Here is a 21,972-nt window from a genome sequence, read left to right on the forward strand (position 1 = left end):
AACAAATCTTTGAACAATATTGAAGCAAATATCATTTTAAGTCACAAGATCATGTTGGAAATATGCATCAAAGCGACAAGCATCACCTTGCCACTGATGTTGCGGCTCTTGATTCGCTAAAAAAACCGCCAATCGTGGACGTTTAACCACGACACGTTTAGCAATTTTTTGTGCTAAATCCAGTAAATTATCACCTAAATCCATTTCACCATCTTCAGGTAACAGTAAATGCAATAATTGCATTTGTTTTTTGACCTGAGCTTGCTTTTTGACGGCTTGCTGGTTTTGATCTCGCTGCGGAAACATCGGATCGAGATAAACCACGTCAAAGATTTGATTGGTCGTCGATAAATGTTTCAAATAATCTGCCGAATCTGAAAAGACCAATTCAATTCGAGCCACAACCGAACTTAAAAACGCATCTTGCTGCGCACGTTGATGTGAGTCTTCCAATAGGGTAAATAAAATCGGATGACGTTCCACAAGGGTCACATGAGCACCCAAATGTGCCATTAAGAGACTGTCGTGCCCTAGCCCTGCGGTTGCATCTACAAGCTGTGGTTTTTCAGCCAAATTACACGCACGTGCAATCATCTCAGACTTTAAGGATGCTCGCTTTAAACGCCCCACTTCTGCTTTCCAATCGGGTTGCATCTTCATGCCATTGGCCGCTAACCACAAGCCATCTGCATCGACACACAAACTGAGTTCAGAGTTTAAACGTAAAAAACGCGCGTTTAATTTTTCAATCAATTCAATATTTACAGATACACCACGTGAAGAAAGCACAGCAGAATACTGCTGTGCTTTCTCATGAAACTCTTGTTCTGTGTATAAGCGGATTTCGCTTACCATAATTTCCAGCCTGTAAATGCGAACAATAAAATCAATAAACCTGAAACAATTCGATACCACGCAAAAATCATGAAATCACGTTTTGCCACATAAGCAACAAGCGCACGAATCAAAAGTAATGCCGAGACAAATGAAACGATTAAACCAACGGCAATCACAGTCCAATCTTGAGTGCCTTGAAATACATCATAGCTTTGATATAAATCCAGTAAACCTGCACCGACAATAACCGGAATACCCAAAAAGAATGAAAACTCAGTGGCTGCTTTACGAGAAACACCTAAGAACATGGCACCAATAATGGTCGCACCTGAACGTGAAGTCCCTGGAATTAAAGATAAAACTTGAATTAAACCAATCCAAATCGCATCTTTAATGGTTAAATCTTCTACTTCTTTGGCACGCACCTGCGGTGGATTTTTTTCGATCCAAATAATGATCAAACCACCAATAATCAACCCCATAGCAATCGCAATGTTATTGAACAGCAGTTCTTTCACCGTCTGACCAAACGTCAAACCAATCAACACGATTGGAATCGAAGCGAGAATTAAGCCAAAACCTAAACGGCGACCTTTTTCTTCACCAGTCACCATACCGGTTGCTGCACCCCACAGGCGGCCCCAGTATTCATAAATCACCGCAGCAATCGCACCCATTTGAATTGCGATCACGAAAACATCACTTTTTTCTTTGGTCCAAAAGTTCATTAATTCTGAAGCCAGAATTAAATGCCCTGTACTTGAAATCGGTAAAAATTCGGTAATACCTTCAACAATACCCATGATTGCCGCTTTGAGCAGCAGTAGAAGATCCATATATAACCCTAATTATGGCTTGCCTTGTTCTGAAATTTTCTTCCAGGCGTTATCTCGTAAATATACGGGCAATGCAAGTTCAGCACTCACCCATGCTTTTCTTTGCGCCGCTACGCGGGCAATAGTAGCAATATCTTGTGCTGTTGCACTTAAGTCTTTGTATTGTGTTTGTTCTGATTGAATGAGCTCACTACCAGAACCCACGACGGTAAATTTGATCTGTGGTGTGGCATCTGCGTAGCTTAATAGTTGTTCTTCATCTACAACCTGCATAATGCCATTGGCATCGAGATGATAGCTTGCGATATACACTTCTTGCATGCGAGCATCAAGGACTGCCGTTACTTCAGTCAAACCATGTACACGATGCGCCGCTTGAGCCAAAGCTTGCAAAGTTGATACTGGAACAACAGGTATATCATTGGCCCATGCCAAGGCTTGTGTTACCGCTGCATTAATACGAACACCACTAAATGAGCCAGGCCCACGACTAAATCCAATCGCAGTTAAATCAGCTAACTCAATAGCAGTTTGATTAAGCCCTTGCTCAATCATTGGGAGAATGATTTGCGTCTGCGCTTTTGCCCGTAAATCGAGTTGAAAATAAAGCTCTTGAGTTTCATCTACAATCGAGACGGAACACTGCTCATTGGCAGTTTCCAATGCCAGTAATTTCATGCGCAACCTTAATTAAATTTAATCTTAAAAAACGTTGAATATGATACTCCACTCCATCGCAGTTCGCGAGATGTTCCACCTCAGACTCAGCGCTTTCTGTATTTAAGCCATAAAAAAGCCTGGAAAAACGTCGAGGCTTTTTTGCTTACCATGTATAACGTTCTAAAGTTCAGCGACTTCGAGTTGAGTAAAATGTTTAAAATGAGCGGCATAGTGCATGGCACTCATTTTTAGACGTGCTTCGGCTTGCTCATCTAAAGTCTTGACGACTTTACCCGGTGAACCCATCACAACAGAATTATCCGGAATCACCTTCCCTTCTGGAATTAAAGCATTCGCACCAATGATGCAATTTTTACCAATCACAGCATGATTTAGAACCACGGCATTGATTCCGATCAGACTATTATCACCTACGGTACATCCGTGTAGCATGGCTTGATGCCCAATCGTGACATAATCACCAATGATCATTTCAATGCCCGCATCGGTATGCAGCACCGCATTTTCTTGTACATTGGTAAAATCACCCAGTTTGATACGACTGTTGTCACCTCGGATGACGGCTCCAAACCAGACATTCACTTCTCGGCCTAATTCAACTTGGCCAATGACCGTTGCATTTTCTGCAACCCAACCATCCCAAGGTTGATGTGTGGCTTTCGGGCTATATCCTTGAAACTTGTACAACATGATCAAACATCCTATTTTGACTTTCTAATAAAGGTTTAAGGCTCACGGCCCAAATGAAATGAAGGAGAATTTAATAAAAAAGGCCATTCTTTTTGATAATTCAGACCATATTGAAATAAGGAAATCAGCATCCGTGCAGTCAAGCCCCATACGATTTCGTTTTCGACTCTTAAACTAGGGAAATATAGTGATTGCTGGGCAAAACGAACTTCATACGGCGTTGGCGGTGTTTCTAAAAGCTGTCTTAATGATGCAAAAAAAATACGGTCAATTTCAGTGGGTTGAGGTATCAAATTTACATCAGGCGGGATCAACCCTACGATCGGTTTAACCAACATCCCATTCCGAGCTTTTTGCATCGGTAAATCACCCAAAAGCTGCACATCAAATGGATTTAGAGCAGTTTCTTCTTGAGCTTCTCTTAAAGCCACCACGATATTACTGGTGTCTTGAGCATCACGTTTGCCACCGGGAAAGGACACTTCACCTGCATGATTATTCATATAGAGTGAGCGGCGGGTCAATAAAATACGTGGATTATCTTCTTGGGTAATCGCAATCAATACAGCAGCATGCGCGGGTTGAATACGCTTAGAAAAACGTAAACTTTGCTGCAATCGCTGAGTCAATAAACCCTCATCCATCCACATTACATCCTTATAATTATCTTATTTTCATCATAGCTGAATTTCGGCCAAGCTGGTTAGAAATGATGTCAAAGTTTTATTTTTAAGTTATTCTGACGGTTCACACAATCCATGACGATGAATATGAACTTTTGCTCAAACTGCGGACAAAAAACAAAAGAAGCGATCCCGCTTGGAGATCATCAGATACGCCGTATTTGTACCGCATGTGGGTTTATTCATTATGTGAATCCTAAAGTTATTTGTGGTGCTTTAGCCGTTTGGGACAATCAAGTTTTACTTTGCCGTCGTGCGATTGAGCCACGTTATGGGCTATGGACATTACCCGCTGGCTATATGGAACTCTATGAGACAATGGAGCAAGGTGCAGCGCGTGAAACTCGCGAAGAAGCCGAAGCAGAAGTCAACATTGAGCAACTATATTGCATGTATAACATTCCCCGTATTGGGCAAATTTATGCCTTGTTCAAATCTGAACTAATCAATGGTGAATTTGGTGCGGGTGATGAAACCATTGAATCACGATTGTTTAGTGAAGAAGATATTCCTTGGGATGATTTAGCCTTTCCAAGTGTGGAAAGAACGCTGCGGCATTATTTTGCTGACCGCAAAACAGGTCAGTTTGAAATGCATCTCGAAACCCTTGGTACGCGACTCGATCACACTGGTTAATTTGCTGCTCTCAATATTAAAAAAGCCCATCACTGATGGGCTTTTTTATTTTACTCATATTTGACGATTATTTTGCCTTGATGGTGTAACAAGGGGCCAACTCTAAAGAGATATCACCACCGCTTAACTTCGCCGTTTGAGCCGCAGCAGTATCATTTGGATTTTTTAAGCTATAAATATAACTAAAGCTGGCCAAACTATTCCCCCATTTCACCACTTTATTATCCGAATCTGTCAAAGCAACGCCAGAGGGACGTGTGCCTGCATTGGCATTGATCATATTGTGTAACTGCACTAAAGCACCGCCCACAACCATTGAGGTGTCCGCTGAAGTTTTCACACTTGAGTTCATTCCAATTAACGCACCATCAAGCGTGTGGAAATATGGATCAGCTAAAATCATACGAATCGAAATGGTATTGGGATTAATATTCCCTTCAGGCGTAAAGGTACGGGTTGTCGTTCCGATACGGTATTGCTGTACACCTTTGTCATCTTTCATTAACAGTGGATCGAGCACATCTTTTCCACTACAGCCTTCCGTCGCGTGTGTAGACAAATCGACAATTTGACTATCTTGACGAGTAAATACATCATCTGGCACGCCAGATTTTATATTTGTGCGAATATCACCATTACGGTCAATCACCACACCCAATTTCACTGTTTTGATCGAGGTATCGGTAAATTTAAAGGTTAAATCTGCATATAACGGGAAGATATAATTTTGTCCAGCAGCAACATTTTCAACAGACTTAAAGACTTTTTTGTCTAAATACGACAGCGGATAGAGCTTGTATAAATCCATCGTGCCTTTAAATTGCACTTGGTTAATGTTTTGCTCCCATAGGCCTAATTTTTTCTTATCATCGGCCGTCAGAACATAATCGTCTTTTTTACCCATCAAAGTTTTATATAAACTTCCACCCGTACCGACCACCATTTTGTCAGCAAGTAGCGTCCCTTGTTTAATAATCAGCGGACCAGAGTTTGCTTCTTCCGCATCAAAACGGAAACCCAGTATGCCAGGTTTATCAATTTGCTTTGTAAGCGGATCAATCCAATTATCCTGTGGCGTTGCTGTTAAACGTGTTGGTCGAACCTGCGTCAAGAGTAAGACATTCACACCACCAATGGTACTCAACTGTTGATCAACTTTGCCCTTCCACTGTAAACCACTACCAAAAGTCATGCCTTGGCGGTCAGTCATTAACATGAAATGACCAAATAAATTGACTTTTGAACTATCGGTCGGCGAACATTCATTTTTGTCACAGCCGACCAGTCCATTTGAACCACTGGCATTGGTAATCACGTCATCAGTTGAAAACAACGCAAACTCTGGCTGGTAAACCGCAGCCGTTGAGATATTCATGAGTTTTGAAACTAAGGTAAATGCATTTTCATTACTGACTTCGGACAAGTCTAGCCAAGGTGTAAACAAGTCATTAAATTCCGTATCTGAACTGATACTGAAATCTGCTGTCGCGACATTTCGAGTGATTTGATCAATCAATACTTTATCTGCATTGTTGATATAAACCGCTTGGATATCTGTAGCTGTAACTGCGCTGTTATTTTTCAAAGCCAAGGCTTGAATAATTTTAGCTAAACGCATGGCCACTTTAACCGTTGCGTCGGTATTTGAAATCGTTGCAGCAGGTTTACCCGCGATGCCAGCTGCCAAATCCAATAAGGTCAAGCGTGGAGGTGTCGTACCACTGGCTACATTGGAAATTTGCTTCAAATCTACTTTACCCAAATCAATTCGACGTGATTTTTCACCTTGGACAAAGAAAGTTACGGTATCGCCAATCTTACAAGCACCTGTCGAAACACCTTCTTTTAGATCAAATAAAGTAATGTAGGTATTTTTAACGTCGCTCGAACAATTAAAATTCAGACCTTCAATTGGATAATCTAAAACGAACTCAACACAGCCTTCGGTATTACTTTTACAAGTACCATTGGTTGTACTGGTATCATAAATTTCAGGATTCACATTTGCACTTTCACCGCCACAGCCACTGAGCGCTGCAACCAATGCCGTTAAAGCAAACGGTAATAAAATTTTATTTTTCATCCTAATTCTCTTTCTTATGTCCTTAACGGATTGCTGTTAATTTAAGTTGGCCTTGATTGGTTAATACGCGGCCATCGACGTCTATTGCTGTTGCTAAAGGCGTTAAGAATAAATACTGGCTACCTTTAGGCACTTGAATCACGCCTTCTATTTTTTCATGGTAAAGATGATCCGCTTCACCTTGGTTATTTTTGAATCCACCTGCGCCTTCCATGACACATCCATTTTTGTCTAAAAATACCGCAAATGGCCAATAAAATGTAGGATTTTGTACTTTGGATGCAAATGAATGTATACGAATATTTTGTAATGGTGATTTTAGTTTTACGACTTCGTAGTCAAATTCGTCCGACAATGGTGCTCGAGGCCATAAATTAATATCTTGAGCCAAGTCGAGCTCTTTGGCTTTCTTCATTTTTTTATTCGAAAAACATTGCTGACCTAAACCTTGAATGGTGTCAGCTTGTGAGACTCGATAATACGATGTGGCCAAAGTGATCGGCCCTGTATCTTCGGGTTGATTGCGTTTAAATAAATTATCAATGACGGAGCGACTGACACCTTTTTCACGTTCAATGGTTTGCATCCGCGTTTGCCCCATCTTGCTGTCAATAACGCCTTCGGGCATGGTGTAAAAGCGCTTTTTGCCTTCTAAGTTAAACTCTTTATCTTCAAGATATTCATTATTGACATACTTTTCACCAGCCATGGTCGAAAAGCCTTGTTCTTGTTTTACCTTAGCCGCTTGTTTTGAAGGATTATTTTCTAAGTTTTCACCTGAAGATTGTACGGCTTTATCAGTGCTAACAACTTTCTCAGCAAGGATCTTTTTTTCGACGATAGGTTTATCTTTTTCAGCCTGAACTTTGGCCTGATACGGAGCACTAGGTTGGGTTAGCTCTGATTGCTGTAACTTTTCGGTCCATGTGGTTGAAGGTACAACTTTTGTTGAAGTACCTGACTCTTGTACTGATTTTTCAGATTTGGGAACGTTATCACCTGAGACCTCTTTAATTTTATCGACTGTGACAGCTTTATTATCATCCCGTTTTTCCGGCTCACGTGTACTTAAACTCTGAAACTTCACCGGTTCAGCAGCCTGTGCTGTTGGACTCGTTTGACGTGTCATCGGTGTCTTGGTTTGAGACGGACTAATGCTTACAGATGGTTGAGTAATTTGTTGTACAGGTTGAGAGTCTATCGTTTTAGCAGTTGGACTTTCTTTAGGTTTCTTTGCTGGTTTTTCTTGCACTTGTACCACCATTGGGCGCCCATCTGGCCCAATAATGGTATGAAACGCTCCAGCGTTGGCATACGACACTTGCACCACAGACAGTGCAAGTAACGTTTTCATGAATAAAATCCTTTTCATTCTGTTTGCTTATCCTACCAACGAGTTCTGTAATTTAATCCTAGGATAGTGATTTTCGTATCGGTTTTTACATTCAGTCCAGCATATGGGTTTAAAAGTAAATTATTCACACCGGTTAAGTTTGCAAGACTACTAGTATTCGCTGGAATGTTATCTTTACTGCGTAAAAAGCCGATTGATAAATCTAAATCCGTATCTGCATCAAAACGATATCCAATCCCCATACCAAAGAGCTGCGCACCATTAATCGGGACCATGGTATTTCGCTTACCATCAGGAATAGACGTACTCCTTGGTTCATAGCCTGCACGTAATTTCAAACGATCTGTTGCAGAATATTCAATACCAATACCCCAGTTCCAAGGCGATGTAAATTTCAAAGGTAAGGCCAAAGAATTATCAGTCACATTTTCAGATAATAATTTTGCAATTTTCAGCGCTGAAATTTGACGGTCGAATTCAAAACGGAATTTGTCCCAAGCACGATAATCAGTCCACCCCACATCAAAATTGATTTGTAAATCAGGCATAACCTTATATTTGATCCCGGCCTGTACGTGCTGTGGATATTCAAAATCCATCGAAACCAAACCCGACTCCGAGTTAGGCACGGAATTTGGGAAACCTAAAATTGCAGCTAAAATTTGACCTGTTGGTGATGACATTAATCCCTTAATCATCTCCTGAGGCGCTTTTGCATTATGAATGCGATAACGACCTTTCATGCGCATTTTCGCTGCACTTTGGTACACCATACCAAAACTAAAATCTTCGCGTGGCTCCCACAAAACCCCTAAGTTGTAACTTGGGCTCAGTGACTGCTCTAAAGCCAATTCCATCTGACCAAATTTGCCAAATGGATTCATCCCTTCTTCGGTATTACACATCCCCAATAGCAAGATGTCGGTAATAATGTCCGAATTTTCCTTAAATGGTGTACAGACGACTTCATCAATCATCCTTAACATGCCGATCAATTCATTGGGAAATCGCAGGTCAGATTTCAATCCAATGGCTTGATAGGACATCCCCACACCACCACCAATCGATAGCTCATCACTGACTTGATAGCCTACTGTTGGCGATAGATAAGTAATACGCTCTAGAGCAACTTGTTGTCCCATGAAATTACCTGGGTTACCATTTTCAGCACCAAAACCCGCAATCAAAGGTGCATAAACAGCTGATGCGAATGTTGCTTTAGAACCCGGTGGATTGTAGGCAATCCCCATCGTTGGCGCGGCAATGGGTTGTCCAGCACCAAAATCCACCATCTTTTTTAAGACAGGTACATATAAGGATGCATATTCAACATCACCAGCAACCTTATCTTTAAAGTCCGTACAAATATCAGCCGTCACTTCAGGGCCATCATTACAGACTAATGGATCATCTGAATAACCAAAAACGTTATAACCCGCAGGAACGGTAAATTCACGTTGAATATCAAAGTTTGCAATGATCCCCTGCATATCGGTTTGCAAACCTTCAATTTTGGTTAATGCTGCAGGGTTAAAATGCACGGCACTAATCCCCGGAGGATCAGCAGTTACTGCATTACCTAATGCAAGTGACCTTACATCAACTGAAAGGTTGGTACCCAATTGTGCAAAAGCAGCACTAGAACAGCCCGTTAAAACGATCGCACTTACAAGTGGGCTGAGTCGAATTTTACGCATACGACAGCCCTCTTAACGAAGTTTTTTTCCGAAACCTAGGATATCCAACGGGAAAGACAACCCTAATGACACATCTGGTGCATCTTCAGTTAAACCTAGCCCCACCGTACCGTTCACAATCGTATCTGGAGATACACGTACACCTAATGAAATCGCTAGAGTTGAGCTGGTTTGGTCTGCAGGTGAATAGGATTCGCCACTGCTATACGTAAATTCAGCGCCGGTATTGAAACTTTGTTGATATGACATGGTGAGGGAAACATCGTAATTAAACGAGTATGCAAAACCGAATGCAAAACCGCCACTAATTCCCGGTTCAAATTCTTCAATGACACGCGTACCACGACGTTGGTTTAAACCAGTTTCTTTGAAACCATAGTTGGCTGAGACAGATGCAAACAACACAACGGGGTCAATATATTTACGCGTACTCGCACCGATACCTGCCGAATAGTAACCTTTACCTGTTGCTAGATCATTTACTGCATTGACTTCGTATGGACTGTCACCTGTTTTCGTAGACAAATTACCAAATAAAATCAGTGGTAAACGACCTTGCTTCAATGGGAAGGGTTCCCAACGTGCGCCTAAAGAAATATCCCCTAAACCCGCGGTTGAAGTATCTTTTAATAAATCAGTTTTCGCCACTAAAGGCACAGATGCAGAGAATGTCAAATTATCCATTACACCGTATTGCACGGTAAATGTATTGGTCATTGAGTGTGTTGCATTCTCTTGTACACGGAGTTGATAAAGTTGGCCTTGTGCCATTTCCATATCAAGTTGAGTATCACGGTAATAGGTATAATCGATATCGTAAAAAGATGATATTTCACCTTTTTTAATCAATGAATACTGACGTTCATTCGAGCTAAATACTTCCTGTAAGTTAGCTTCTTGACTTGCATCACCCTCTTGCTGTTGAAGTGCTGTCGATGCCTTTTCAGTGGCAGTAGCACTTTCTACTTGTGGTGCCTCAGCTTGTACTGGCTCTTCAACAGATTCATACTGTCCAATTTCTGGCTCGGCAGCAGCTTCTTGTGCAGTATCAGCTTGGGTTACAGCAGCAGGAGATACAGACTCTTCTACGACTGTCTCTTGTTCAACCGGATCATATTCTCCAAGGCTTGGCTCTTCAGCTGCATAGGCAACCCCCATCACCACCTGAATACTCATGGCTAGTATTGTTTTGTTCATCCATTTACGATTCATGTTCCTTCCCACCGTTTTTATTTTTTTAATCCTGACGCTTAGTTATACGCATTCATCTAATTATTTACTCTTATAGTAAAGCCTTAGAAAGTTGTAATTCGATTTACCATATGACTCCGACTCTTCATTCATATTTTTATCAAGTCGTATCGTAGATGCCTTGTCTGCAATTTTTTCCATGTAAAACTGCGGATATTGAATATCAACCAATGCATAACGGTTCACGGTTGCATCTTCAACATGTCGCAAGTCTGAATCTTGCAAAGCCAATAAATTTTTACGTTGCTCAGGCGCAACATTGATTAAGAATAATGTGTTGTTTTCCCATATTTCTTGGAATCGAACTTCATCGAAACTGATATTGCCCAGTGCTGGATCTGCAACATAAACACGCCCATCTTTATAGGCTTTAAAAACCACAAAATGTTTAAAACCAGCATATGAAATGGGAACAATCGCAGGCTGACCTTGCTTAACTAGATCTGAAAACTCCCCTTTGTAGCCCCCACTTTCTAGCCCGACAGCAGCGACAAAACGTTTCATGTCTAATAAGGAGAAACTTCGACGTTCGATAATTTTTTCAGTTTCACCAAATTTCAGCAAACCATTCATGGTCTGTTGCTCAGTTAGCTGTGTCCCTACATAACCATTTAATAAAGTCGTTAAAGCTGCTGAACCACAGCTATAGTCATAGGCTTGCCGAACGATGCCTCGAAATTGATCTTCAATGGCAGGTTTAATTTTTACAGTTTCACGGTGCATCCGAGTAAAGGAATCATTTCGTGAATCCAATGTTTCGGTATAGTGAACTGTTCCCACTGGCTTTTCTTTTAAATCAAAGGACTCTTTGGCAAAGTAATACATCAATGCCGAGCCTACAGCTATCTCTAACATATCTTCTAACTTTTAGTTATCGGCAATGATGTGCCTTTTTTCATTATTTTTTAGAGCTAAAGCTCTACATCCATGTATTATGCAAGATACCTTTTTTTTTATAAAAAAACAGCATTTTTTATGCTTTATTGGGTCATTCCGCATGTTTTTGTAAAAAAAAGCGCGTGATCAACACGCGCCTTCTTTGTATTCTAAATTACTTACTAGAAATCGTAATTACAGAACCTTGGTTATATACACCCATATCTGGGCTGTAGAATGTTTGTAAGCCTTGAACTTCGATATCACCAATTGAACCAGCATCACGGCTACCTAAATGAACACCTTTCACATAGTTATCAATTGGACCAGAGTTGCTTACCATTTGAATATAACCATTGCTTGTGCCGTCTTTACCATACACACGTACATCTTGATTAATGGTTAAGTCAGTTTTACGAGCATCAGCAACTTTGATGCTCTCAATGAAGATCTCACCCGCTGCACGGTTAGCCGCACTTGTGCCATCGCCCGTACCTGCTTTAGTTGATGCATCAAGGATACCTAGATTTTGAATTTCTAAGCCACCAACCATAGTGGTACTCAGTTTAATCATTGCACCTTGTGGAGCAGCACCTAACTGAACATTCGCTGTCATTGGACCCGTTTTTAGAGAAAGGCCTGATAAAATTGCATTGTAGTTGGTATCAACACCACCACGACGAATGCCTGTAGTACCCGCTGTACCAGATGCTGTTACACCAATTTCACCAATTTTGATATCTAAACCAGAAACATCAGCTGCGATATTAATGAATGCACCATTTGCACCTGTACCTGCATCTGTATCAATACGTAAATCAGCTAAATTACGAGAAGCTAAAAGATAAGTACCGTTATTTCCATAGTTTGCACCAATGATGATACCTTTGTTCTCTAATGCATCACCCTTAATACCGTTACCTTGAATAACGATCGCACCAGCAGTACTTGTACCACCCTTAGCTGTATCCGTTAAACCGTCGTTATCGTGAATGAAAAGTTTTTCGATTTCAATTTTTGAAATACCAATCCCGATGTTAATACCATCTTGACCAGTAGTTGAACTAAGTGCAGCATCATCCATTGCCTGCATAGCCATAGCATTCGCACTAAATGCGATTGAAGAAACTAGAGCTAATTTAGTGAAATTTTTCATACGGTACTCTCCCAAGAGTATTTATTTTTTTTGATTTTCAACCACTCGATTTATTCAGCTGTAATATTATTTTGTGACAACTGTTAAATCTTTCCTTGAGTCGTTTGCTCGCTCGATTAAATTATATCCAAGCTGAAATTTGTTCAACTGTCGTTGGTCGCAATCTAATTCTTACCGATAAACGGTATTTGCAAACCAAATGAATTAGGAATGGTATAAAATCCATTTTAGTCTTTAAATTTAATTTCTCTGTTGATGCAAAAACCGATTTCTTTAAAAAAATTTATTCTCAAACAAAATGTTAGTGCTCCAAATATTTTGCAAGCGCTTGCACCCTTGTCACATGTGATTTTTTTAGAAGATCAAAACCAACCTGTTATTTGCTTTTTGGCAAATCAATATCAGCAATTTAAGAATGATGAACTTAAAACTTATGTCCGTACTAATTTAGATCAATATGCGGAATGTGATACTCAGCCCTTGCAAAATATCGCCTTCCAAGATTTATGTTCAAAATTAGGCAGCGGTTTTTCTGGGGGCTGGGCTGGTTTTATTAGCTATGATTATGCAACGCAGCAACAGATTTCCTTGCACGCCAAAGCCCAACCTCGCTTGTTTTTAGGACAATTTTCCAGTTTTTTAAAATTAGAAGATGATGGTTGGTATTTTTATAGTTCTGATCATTCTGCAGCTAAGATTTACGACTACATTGATCACCTAATTCAAACCGAGATCGCTCAAGATCGATTTAAATTAACGCAAAAATGTACTGCAAGATGGTCCAAGTCAGACTACACAAAAGCCTTTGACCAAGTTCAGGAATATATTAAAGCGGGCGATTGCTATCAAATTAATTTAACCCAAGAATTTACAGCTCAAGCAAACGGTTCACTCTTAGATACCGCTCAAGAATTTTGGTCACTGACTGATGCACCATATTCAGGCTACTTACGTATTGATGATTTTGAAATTTTAAGTTGTTCGCCTGAACTTTTTATAGATTTTAAGCCTGAACGCAAAATGATTACCAAGCCAATCAAGGGCACGATGCCTCGCTATGAAGATCCAATTTTAGATGAGCAGTCAAAACAACGGTTAAAATCATCTGAAAAAGACATGGCTGAGAATGTCATGATTGTCGATTTACTGCGTAATGATTTGAGTGTTTATGCAGAAACAGGTTCTGTAAAAACACCTAAACTTTTTGATATTGAAAGTTTTAATCAAGTGCATCACATGGTCAGTGAAGTTGAAGCCGTGCTGAAAACAGATGTAAACCCTTTTGAGGTTCTGATGTCGGCACTGCCGGGCGGTTCGATTACCGGCGCACCTAAAATCCGTGCGATGCAAATTATTAATGAACTTGAAGGTGCTCCACGCGGTGCCTATTGCGGCTCAATGGGTTATTTTAATCACGATGGCACGGGCTCTTGGAATATTTTGATCCGCTCTATTCAAAAATACCAAGATCAGGTTTCTCTTTGGGCGGGCGGCGGAATCACCATCGCGTCAGATTGCGATGCTGAATATCAAGAATGTTTTGATAAAGTCGAAGCCATGCTGGATTTGTTAAATACCTGGCATAAACCTGAATAACAAAAAAGCGATTCTATTGAATCGCTTTTTTAATGAATCACTCCCCTTGCGAAGCAGTGCTTCTCACCTTTTCAAAAGGAGGGTTCGGCTAGATTTACATTTCGCGGAGATTGCAAAGATTAAGCCAAAATATCGTTTTTCAAAGTATCTACAAGGCGCTGATTTTGTTCATCTGTACCAATGGTGATACGAAGGAATTGATTAATCCGCGGCTTATTAAAATAACGCACGATAATTCCGCGTTCGCGCAAATCAGCAGCCAACTCACTTGCATCTTTATTAGGCAATGATGCAAAAATAAAGTTTGCCGCAGACGGCAATACCTTAAAGCCCAGCTCAGACAGCTGCTCTACAAGCTTTTCACGGCTCGCAATCACCTTGGCATTTTGCACTTCAAAATACGCTTGATCCTCAAATGATGCCACGGCTGCTGCAATCGCAAAACGGTCCATCGGATAAGAGTTAAAGCTGTTTTTTACCGCCTCAAGCGCTGCGATTAAATGCGGCTGCGCAATCGCGAAACCGACACGCAAACCGGCAAGTGAACGCGACTTAGACGTGGTTTGACAAACTACAAGGTTTTCATATTTGGCAACCAAAGCCACAGCAGATTCCGCACCGAAATCGACATACGCTTCATCAATCACAACCACTGAATTTGGATTGGCTTGCAACACTTCCTCAATTGCAGACAAACCTAAAGCAATGCTGGTTGGTGCATTCGGATTGGTAATAATGATGCCGCCATTCGGCTGTTTATAGTCATCCACCACAATTTCAAAGGCATCATTGAGCGGTAAAATTTTAGTATTGGCCGCAATGCCAAAAAATTGGCTATAAACCGGATAAAAACTGTAGGTAATATCTGGATACAAAACCGGCAGCTCTTGCACAAAAAAGGCTTTAAAAATGTGCGCCAGCACTTCGTCCGAGCCATTGCCGACAAAGACCTGCTCAACAGGTACATGCTGCTGTTTTGCAATCGCTTGCTTTAACTCAGACGCATCTGGATCTGGATATAAACGTAAAACATCAGCAGAATTTGCCAACACTTTTTGTACTGCTTCCACCACTTTTGGCGATGGCGGATACGGATTTTCATTGGTATTGAGTTTTAAAATATTTTGGATTTTAGGCTGCTCACCCGGTGTGTACGGTTCTAATTCACGTACATCAGGGCTCCAAAAACGCATTTGTTCAGAGGTAATATTTGGCATTTTATTTTGCTCTTTTTCACCCTCTCCTAACCTCTCTTGCACTTCGCTTTAAAGGAATCCTTAAAGCTCGTTCAGGGAGAGGAATATTCATTTTATGAGATTTCCCCTCTCCTTTCAGGAGAGGGTTAGGGAGAGGTTTATAGTTTTGGAAAACTAAGTTTTTCACCTAGTCTATATTTTATTACTGATAACGATATCTCGCAGATCGCGCATGCGCATCTAAATTTTCCTGCTGTGCTAATGTATCAGCCGTTTTCGCTAAACTTTTCACACCATCTTCAGAGCACATAATTAAACTTGAGCGCTTTTGGAAATCATAAACACCGAGCGGTGATGAGAAACGCGCTGTACCAGAGGTTGGCAACACGTGGTTTGGACCTGCACAGTAATCACCAATCGCTTCTGGTGTATAACGTCCCATGAAGATTGCGCCGGCATGGCGGATATCTTCAGCCATTTCCTGCGCTTGATCTAAGCACAGCATCAAATGCTCAGGTGCAACTTGGTTAATCAATTCAGCGCCTTCAGCACGGTCTTTGACTAAAACTAATGCACCACGGTTTTCAATTGAAGTGCGCGCAATATCCGCTTTTGGTAACGCTTCTAAATGCTTTTCAATCCATTGCTCAACTTGATCTAAAAGTTCTGCATCTGGCGTAATAAATACCGCTTGAGCCACAGTGTCATGTTCCGCTTGTGACAATAAATCCATTGCCAGCCATTCAGCATTGTTTTGACCTTCGGCATAGACCAAAATTTCGGATGGCCCTGCAATCATATCAATACCGACTTGACCAAATACTGCACGTTTTGCTGCAGCAACAAAACGGTTGCCCGGGCCAGTAATTTTGTCCACAGATGGAATAGTTTCTGTACCATAAGCCAATGCTGCAACCGCTTGCGCGCCGCCAATGGTAAATACACGGTGTACGCCGGCTAAGTAAGCTGCTGCCAAAACCAATGGATTCAAATCACCATTCGGCGCAGGCACCACCATAATAATTTCAGGCACGCCAGCAACATGCGCAGGTACAGCATTCATCAATACAGAAGACGGATAAGAAGCTAAACCGCCTGGTACATAGATACCTACACGGTCCAGCGGTGTGACCTTTTGACCAAGGGTATTTCCTAAAGCATCAACATAGGTCCAGCCGTCTTGCTTTTGTGCTTGGTGAAATTCACGAACACGGTTCGCAGCAAGTTCTAAGGCTTCACGCACTTCTGAACTTAAACCATCAAATGCTGCTTTCAGCTGTTCTTGTGTCAGCTCTAATTCTGAGAATTGATGCGCTGGATGTCGATCGAACTGCTGTGTCAATTTAAGAACATGAGCATCACCATGCTGACGAACATCAGCAATGATTTGGTCAACGGTTTTTAAAAGTTCTGGATCATTCACAGTTTCAAAAGCCAACAAGTCAGCAAAAGCTTGCTTGAAGTTTTGATCTTGAGTCGATAAACGTCGCATCAATTTACCCACAAGGTAATCTATTGGAAAAGATTAGTTTACCTGTTTTACAGCAGCTTGTGGACATCTATCGCATGTGTTCATGTGGAGTTTTATTGAAAATAACTTTCGTTAAAATTAGTGAAAATACAGTTTTATCATTATTTTTTAGTTTTCATAAAAAAACCGCCCAGATTTGAGCGGTTTGGTCAGCATAGCGCTAAGAATTTAACGACTTATGCTTTTTTTGCTTGCTCGCGTTCTTCCACGGCTTTTTCTAGCTGTGCAAGAATTGGATTCAACAAAGTTTGTTTACGTTTAAAGCTTGCCTTGTTCACGATTAAACGTGAAGACACTTTACAGATTTCTTCCAAAGGCTCTAAACCATTGGCACGTAAAGTATTCCCGGTATCCACAACATCGACGATGTAATCACCTAAACCAACCAATGGCGCAAGTTCCATAGAACCATACAGTTTGATCACATCAACTTGCTCGCCTAAGCTTGCATAATATTGACGGGTCAAATTGACGTACTTGGTTGCAATCTTTAAACGACCTTTCGGACGAACCATGCCGACTTTACCAGCCGTCATTAACTTACAGTTGGCAATTTTTAAGTCCAATGGTTCATACACATTTTGTGCACCATGCTCCATCAGCACATCTTTACCTGCCACCCCAATATCTGCAGCACCATTTTCAACATAAGTTGGTACATCAGAAGCACGTAAAATTAAAATACGTACGTGCTTATGGGTCGTTGGAAAAATTAACTTACGAGATTTATCCGGATCTTCCAATAAGTTAATGCCAGCTGTTTCCAACAATGGCAAAGTTTCTTTTAAGATACGTCCCTTACTTAATGCTAAAGTTAAACCATGATCAAAATTGCCCATTACGTCAAAATTGGGATCATCGTTTCTCATATCGCTCATTAACTTACTCGCTTAATTTGGGCACCTAAACCTTGTAACTTCGCTTCAACATCTTCATAACCACGGTCAATATGATAGATACGGTCAATCAACGTTTCCCCATCAGCGGCAAGTGCTGCTAAAACCAATGAGAAAGAAGCTCGTAAATCAGTTGCCATCACGGGTGCAGCAGATAATTTCTCTACACCTGTAACAACAGCATCATTACCTTCAACCTGAATATTGGCACCCATACGTGCTAATTCAGGTACATGCATGAAACGGTTTTCGAAAATCGTTTCAGAAATTGTGGCAAAACCACGACCAATTGCATTCACAGCCATAAGCTGTGCTTGCATATCGGTTGGAAATTCTGGGTGTGGTAAAGTCTGGAAACTAACTGCTTTCGGGCGTTTACCCATCATATCCAGTTCAATCCAATCTTCACCGCGCGTAACTTCCGCGCCCATTTCTTCAAATTTATCTAGCACAGACTCCAACAAGTTTGGATCAGTATGTGTGGTTTTGATTTTACCGCCAGTGATCGCTGCTGCAGCGAGATAAGAACCTGTCTCAATACGATCAGCAACAACGGCATATTCACAGCCATGTAGGCTTTCAACACCTGTAACAACCAAAGTATCTGTGTCCAAACCTTCGATTTTTGCACCCATCTTGATCAACATATTAGCAAGATCGGTAATTTCAGGTTCACGAGCCGCGTTACGAATGGTCGTTACACCGTCTGCAAGAACCGCAGCAGTTAGAATATTTTCAGTACCACCAACTGTGACCATATCAAAGACAACTTCGCCACCTTTTAGACGACCATCCACTTTGGCATGCACATAACCTGCTTCAACTTCGATCTCAGCACCAAGTGCTTCTAAAGCTTTTAAATGTTGATCTACAGGGCGTGAACCAATTGCACATCCACCCGGCAAAGACACTTTTGCACTACCATAGCGCGCCAATAACGGGCCAAGCACCAAAATAGATGCACGCATGGTTTTCACGAGTTCATATGGTGCAAATTGGTTATCTAAGCTAGAAGTATCAGCCTTAACCGTATCACCTTCATAACTGATTTGAACACCTAAACCTGCGATCAATTTCACTAAGGTGTTCACATCTTTTAGATTTGGCACATTAGTTAATGTAATAGGTGTATCCGCAAGGATAGTTGCAGCGAGTAATGGCAATGCAGCATTTTTCGCACCAGAAATACGAACTTCACCTTCGAGCTTAGTACCGCCCTGAATCAGAAATTTATCCATTAATTATTAAGCTCCGAATAAGCTTGCTTTGCGCCATTCTTCTTTGGTCATTGCACGAATTGTTACTGCATGTACTTCACCGCTGGCAATGTAGGAGTTCAAAGGTGCATAAACAGATTGTTGACGAGCAACAGGACGTTTGCCTTCAAATTGATCATCGACAATGCGTAGATCAAATTTGCCGCCTTGCCCACTAACTGCAACCTCAGCTTCTGGAAAAGCAGCTTTTAAAATTTCAGTGAGCTGTTCACTATTCATCACAAGACCCCATATAGGACTAACGGTGTAAAACCCGTCATTTTACTATAAATCTAAAAAATAATTCATTAGTCACATACATTATATATATAAAAAAAGAGGTTATAAAAAACCTCTTTTTGTACAATTTACAATCTAAACCGTTAAAGGCATATAAATGAGCTGCATTTTTCGATGTTTATGTAATTGTTTTTTTAATTTTTCAGACAATTTTTTGATCGAGGTATACATATCATCAGCGCACGCTTGTGCAAAAAGTTCTGTCCCAGGTAATCGTATAATCGCTTCCGCAATATGATTATCACTACCTTTTTTTGAACGTTTATCAACCTGATGATCTTTAGTCAGTTTGACTTGCATACTATTGACCTGATCTAAATGTTTGGTCATTTCCGCAAATTTAAGACGAATATTTTCTTCTATTGCTGGCGTAATTGTTAAATGATGGCCACGAATTGTAATCTGCATAATTCTATCCCTCACCTTCTTTCAGGACTGGAAAAGTTCAAGCCGAATCATCCAACTCAATATGCGAAGCATACATTTACACAATCAGATCATTTCGGCCATTCCTTATAAAAAAAGAGATTCATTATTTCGTCATAATGAACCTCTAGAATAGTCAGATTTTCAAATTTAGATCAACACTTTTCGCTCTGAAGATGATGGAATATGTAACGATTCACGATACTTCGCAACTGTACGACGAGCAACATCAATACCTTCTGCATTAAGCAAAACTGCAATTGCATTATCAGACAAAGGCTTACGTGTATTTTCTTCTGCAATCAACTTTTTAATTTTTGCACGAATTGCCGTCGAAGATGCTTCCCCACCAGACGATGTTCCAACATGACTTGAGAAGAAATATTTCAACTCAAATAATCCACGTGGTGTGAGCATATATTTATTTGTGGTTACACGGGAAACTGTGGATTCATGGAGTTCAACTTCTTCCGCAATATCTCGCAGGACCAAAGGCTTCATTGCCTCAGGCCCTTGTTCAAAGAACGCTCGTTGATGCTCCACAATACAGGTTGCCACTTTTAATAAAGTTTTATGTCGTTCATCAATGCTTTTAATGAAATTCTTAGCTTCAAGCATTTGATTACGTAAATATTGATTATCGTCACTTTGATCTGCACGCTTGATCATATTGGCATAGAAAGAATTCACTCGTAGCTTTGGCATTACATCAGGATTTAACTGTACCAACCAATGTTCATTCTTTTTTAGCACCACTACATCTGGAATTTGATAGTCTGAATCTTTATCTTCAAACTCTTGCCCTGGATGTGCTTTTAATGTTTTTAACAAACAAATGGCTAGTTTAAGTTGTTCCGTATTTAAACCCGTTTGCTTAATTAACTTAGGTAATTCATTGGTAATCAGCAACTCATAATTTTTCAATAATAAAATAGCTTCATATCGATATTCGACATGTTCAGGAAGATTTTCAACTTGTACCATTAAACATTCAGCGAGATTACGTGAACCTACACCTAAAGGATCTAGACGCTGAATATGCTTTAAAACCACCAAAACTTCGTCATCTTCGACTTCTTCTTCATAATCCATAGAATCTAAAAGATGCTGAACAGATTGGGTAATTTCATTTAAGTCACAATCTAAAAAACCTTTGTTATCTAAAGCATCGATAATACAGTGTGCAATTAGTTTATCGATCACAGAAAAGTGTAAAAGATTAACTTGCTCAAGCATATGTGCTTGTAAACTTTGATGCCCCTGCCGATTATCTTCGCGCTCTTCAAATTCAGCAGCACCTAAACTTGTAGGTTGATGCGTATAAACATCATCCCACTCCGTATCTACCGGTAACTCATCAGGCAAATGATCGGCATTTAATTCATTGGTTAAGTCTTTATTTTCCCTTTCTTCTTCTTGTAAGCTATTTAAACTTTCAACGGTATTTTGTTCTTCAACTTTCTCTAATAGAGGATTACTGTCGAGTTGGATTTGAATTTCTTGTTCTAATTCCAAACTTGAAAGCTGTAATAAACGAATGGCTTGTTGTAATTGAGGTGTTAATGATAAGGAATTGGCAACCTTTAACCCCATCGCTAATTTCATTAATAACTCCCCCTATAATTAACCGCACTTTATAAGCAATTTTTATGCCGTTTTATTTTTTATAGCATAATTTTGAACAGAACGCCCGATTTTTTGTCTTTTTTAGACACATTATTCAGCTAATTTATTCTTTTATTAGGAACAATTCGCCTTATAAATGAATTATTTAATTAGATATATTATTAATTTCACTCTATTTTCCTTTTCACCACGCATAAAAAAAACCCCCAACGTTTAAGTTGGGGGTGTTTCGAATAATGAGCTGGCGATGACTTACTCTCACATGGGTAACCCCACACTACCATCAGCGCTAAGAGGTTTCACTTCTGAGTTCGGGAAGGGATCAGGTGGTTCACTCTTGCTATTGTCGCCAGCACAACTGTTAT

General features: G+C 40.4%; 20 protein-coding genes and 1 rRNA gene. 2 read left to right on the forward strand and 19 right to left on the reverse strand.

Going from position 1 to position 21,972, the window contains the following annotated elements; all coding sequences use genetic code 11:
* Positions 1-36 precede the first annotated feature (36 nt).
* The 5 genes from FTV38_RS03775 to FTV38_RS03795 form a co-directional block, all read right to left on the reverse strand.
* On the reverse strand, positions 37-855 hold the full coding sequence (locus FTV38_RS03775) for a class I SAM-dependent methyltransferase (protein WP_218945800.1): 819 nt from the start codon (positions 853-855) through the stop codon (positions 37-39).
* The gene (locus FTV38_RS03780; protein ID WP_180008558.1) at positions 849-1,673 is read right to left on the reverse strand and encodes an undecaprenyl-diphosphate phosphatase; all 825 of its coding nucleotides are present in this window, start codon (positions 1,671-1,673) and stop codon (positions 849-851) included. The genes FTV38_RS03775 and FTV38_RS03780 overlap by 7 nt, the downstream gene beginning before the upstream one ends.
* A gap of 12 nt (positions 1,674-1,685) precedes the next feature.
* Positions 1,686-2,351 carry a tRNA (adenosine(37)-N6)-threonylcarbamoyltransferase complex dimerization subunit type 1 TsaB gene (gene tsaB, locus FTV38_RS03785; RefSeq protein WP_180021435.1) on the reverse strand — a complete coding sequence of 222 codons (666 nt, stop codon included), beginning with the start codon at positions 2,349-2,351 and terminating at the stop codon, positions 1,686-1,688.
* Positions 2,352-2,513: 162 nt separating this feature from the next.
* Complete coding sequence (locus tag FTV38_RS03790) at positions 2,514-3,044, reverse strand: gamma carbonic anhydrase family protein (protein WP_180021437.1); 531 nt, start codon at positions 3,042-3,044, stop codon at positions 2,514-2,516.
* A gap of 35 nt (positions 3,045-3,079) precedes the next feature.
* A complete protein-coding gene (locus tag FTV38_RS03795) occupies positions 3,080-3,688 on the reverse strand; it encodes a CoA pyrophosphatase (protein ID WP_078191182.1) in 609 nt (202 codons plus the stop codon).
* Between the two features lie 126 nt (positions 3,689-3,814).
* On the opposite strand from FTV38_RS03795, the gene FTV38_RS03800 reads away from it, so the two are divergent.
* Positions 3,815-4,363 (forward strand): NUDIX hydrolase, encoded by a 549-nt coding sequence (locus FTV38_RS03800; RefSeq protein ID WP_078192366.1) that lies wholly within the window; start codon positions 3,815-3,817, stop codon positions 4,361-4,363.
* 67 nt (positions 4,364-4,430) lie between these two features.
* Here the strand turns inward: FTV38_RS03800 and FTV38_RS03805 are convergent, their stop codons facing one another.
* The 6 genes from FTV38_RS03805 to FTV38_RS03830 form a co-directional block, all read right to left on the reverse strand.
* Positions 4,431-6,446 carry a hypothetical protein gene (locus tag FTV38_RS03805; RefSeq protein WP_180021439.1) on the reverse strand — a complete coding sequence of 672 codons (2,016 nt, stop codon included), beginning with the start codon at positions 6,444-6,446 and terminating at the stop codon, positions 4,431-4,433.
* Positions 6,447-6,468: 22 nt separating this feature from the next.
* The gene (filE, locus tag FTV38_RS03810) at positions 6,469-7,800 is read right to left on the reverse strand and encodes a putative pilus assembly protein FilE (protein ID WP_257228639.1); all 1,332 of its coding nucleotides are present in this window, start codon (positions 7,798-7,800) and stop codon (positions 6,469-6,471) included.
* A gap of 32 nt (positions 7,801-7,832) precedes the next feature.
* Positions 7,833-9,497: an OmpP1/FadL family transporter gene (locus FTV38_RS03815; RefSeq protein WP_180021443.1), complete on the reverse strand. Its 1,665-nt coding sequence runs from the start codon at positions 9,495-9,497 to the stop codon at positions 7,833-7,835.
* Between the two features lie 12 nt (positions 9,498-9,509).
* Positions 9,510-10,709, reverse strand: a complete 1,200-nt coding sequence (locus FTV38_RS03820) for a hypothetical protein (RefSeq protein ID WP_180021445.1) — start codon at positions 10,707-10,709, stop codon at positions 9,510-9,512.
* Positions 10,710-10,769: 60 nt separating this feature from the next.
* The gene (locus tag FTV38_RS03825; RefSeq protein WP_180021447.1) at positions 10,770-11,603 is read right to left on the reverse strand and encodes a C39 family peptidase; all 834 of its coding nucleotides are present in this window, start codon (positions 11,601-11,603) and stop codon (positions 10,770-10,772) included.
* Positions 11,604-11,799: 196 nt separating this feature from the next.
* A complete protein-coding gene (locus tag FTV38_RS03830) occupies positions 11,800-12,780 on the reverse strand; it encodes a DUF6160 family protein (protein WP_180021449.1) in 981 nt (326 codons plus the stop codon).
* A 255-nt stretch (positions 12,781-13,035) separates the two neighbouring features.
* Here FTV38_RS03830 and pabB point away from each other — a divergent pair, with 255 nt between their 5' ends.
* Positions 13,036-14,376 (forward strand): aminodeoxychorismate synthase component I, encoded by a 1,341-nt coding sequence (gene pabB / locus FTV38_RS03835; protein ID WP_180021451.1) that lies wholly within the window; start codon positions 13,036-13,038, stop codon positions 14,374-14,376.
* A gap of 119 nt (positions 14,377-14,495) precedes the next feature.
* Here pabB and hisC read toward each other — a convergent pair whose 3' ends face one another.
* The 8 genes from hisC to rrf form a co-directional block, all read right to left on the reverse strand.
* Positions 14,496-15,593, reverse strand: coding sequence for a histidinol-phosphate transaminase (gene hisC, locus FTV38_RS03840; RefSeq protein WP_180021453.1), 1,098 nt, complete (start codon positions 15,591-15,593; stop codon positions 14,496-14,498).
* Positions 15,594-15,774: 181 nt separating this feature from the next.
* Positions 15,775-17,076 carry a histidinol dehydrogenase gene (gene hisD, locus FTV38_RS03845; RefSeq protein ID WP_180021455.1) on the reverse strand — a complete coding sequence of 434 codons (1,302 nt, stop codon included), beginning with the start codon at positions 17,074-17,076 and terminating at the stop codon, positions 15,775-15,777.
* 203 nt (positions 17,077-17,279) lie between these two features.
* Entirely contained in the window at positions 17,280-17,981 is a 702-nt protein-coding gene (gene hisG / locus FTV38_RS03850; protein ID WP_180021457.1) for an ATP phosphoribosyltransferase, read from the reverse strand.
* Positions 17,981-19,237 (reverse strand): UDP-N-acetylglucosamine 1-carboxyvinyltransferase, encoded by a 1,257-nt coding sequence (gene murA / locus FTV38_RS03855; protein WP_078191193.1) that lies wholly within the window; start codon positions 19,235-19,237, stop codon positions 17,981-17,983. The genes hisG and murA overlap by 1 nt, the downstream gene beginning before the upstream one ends.
* A 6-nt stretch (positions 19,238-19,243) precedes the next feature.
* Positions 19,244-19,495, reverse strand: a complete 252-nt coding sequence (ibaG, locus tag FTV38_RS03860) for a BolA family iron metabolism protein IbaG (RefSeq protein WP_078191194.1) — start codon at positions 19,493-19,495, stop codon at positions 19,244-19,246.
* Positions 19,496-19,630: 135 nt separating this feature from the next.
* Positions 19,631-19,963 carry a ribosome hibernation-promoting factor, HPF/YfiA family gene (gene hpf, locus FTV38_RS03865; RefSeq protein WP_078191195.1) on the reverse strand — a complete coding sequence of 111 codons (333 nt, stop codon included), beginning with the start codon at positions 19,961-19,963 and terminating at the stop codon, positions 19,631-19,633.
* A gap of 168 nt (positions 19,964-20,131) precedes the next feature.
* Positions 20,132-21,586: an RNA polymerase factor sigma-54 gene (locus tag FTV38_RS03870; protein ID WP_180021459.1), complete on the reverse strand. Its 1,455-nt coding sequence runs from the start codon at positions 21,584-21,586 to the stop codon at positions 20,132-20,134.
* Positions 21,587-21,846: 260 nt separating this feature from the next.
* Positions 21,847-21,961: ribosomal RNA gene (gene rrf, locus FTV38_RS03875) — 5S ribosomal RNA — on the reverse strand.
* Positions 21,962-21,972: the final 11 nt, after the last annotated feature.

The sequence above is a fragment of the Acinetobacter sp. YH16044 genome (assembly GCF_013417145.1).
Classification (GTDB): domain Bacteria; phylum Pseudomonadota; class Gammaproteobacteria; order Pseudomonadales; family Moraxellaceae; genus Acinetobacter; species Acinetobacter amyesii.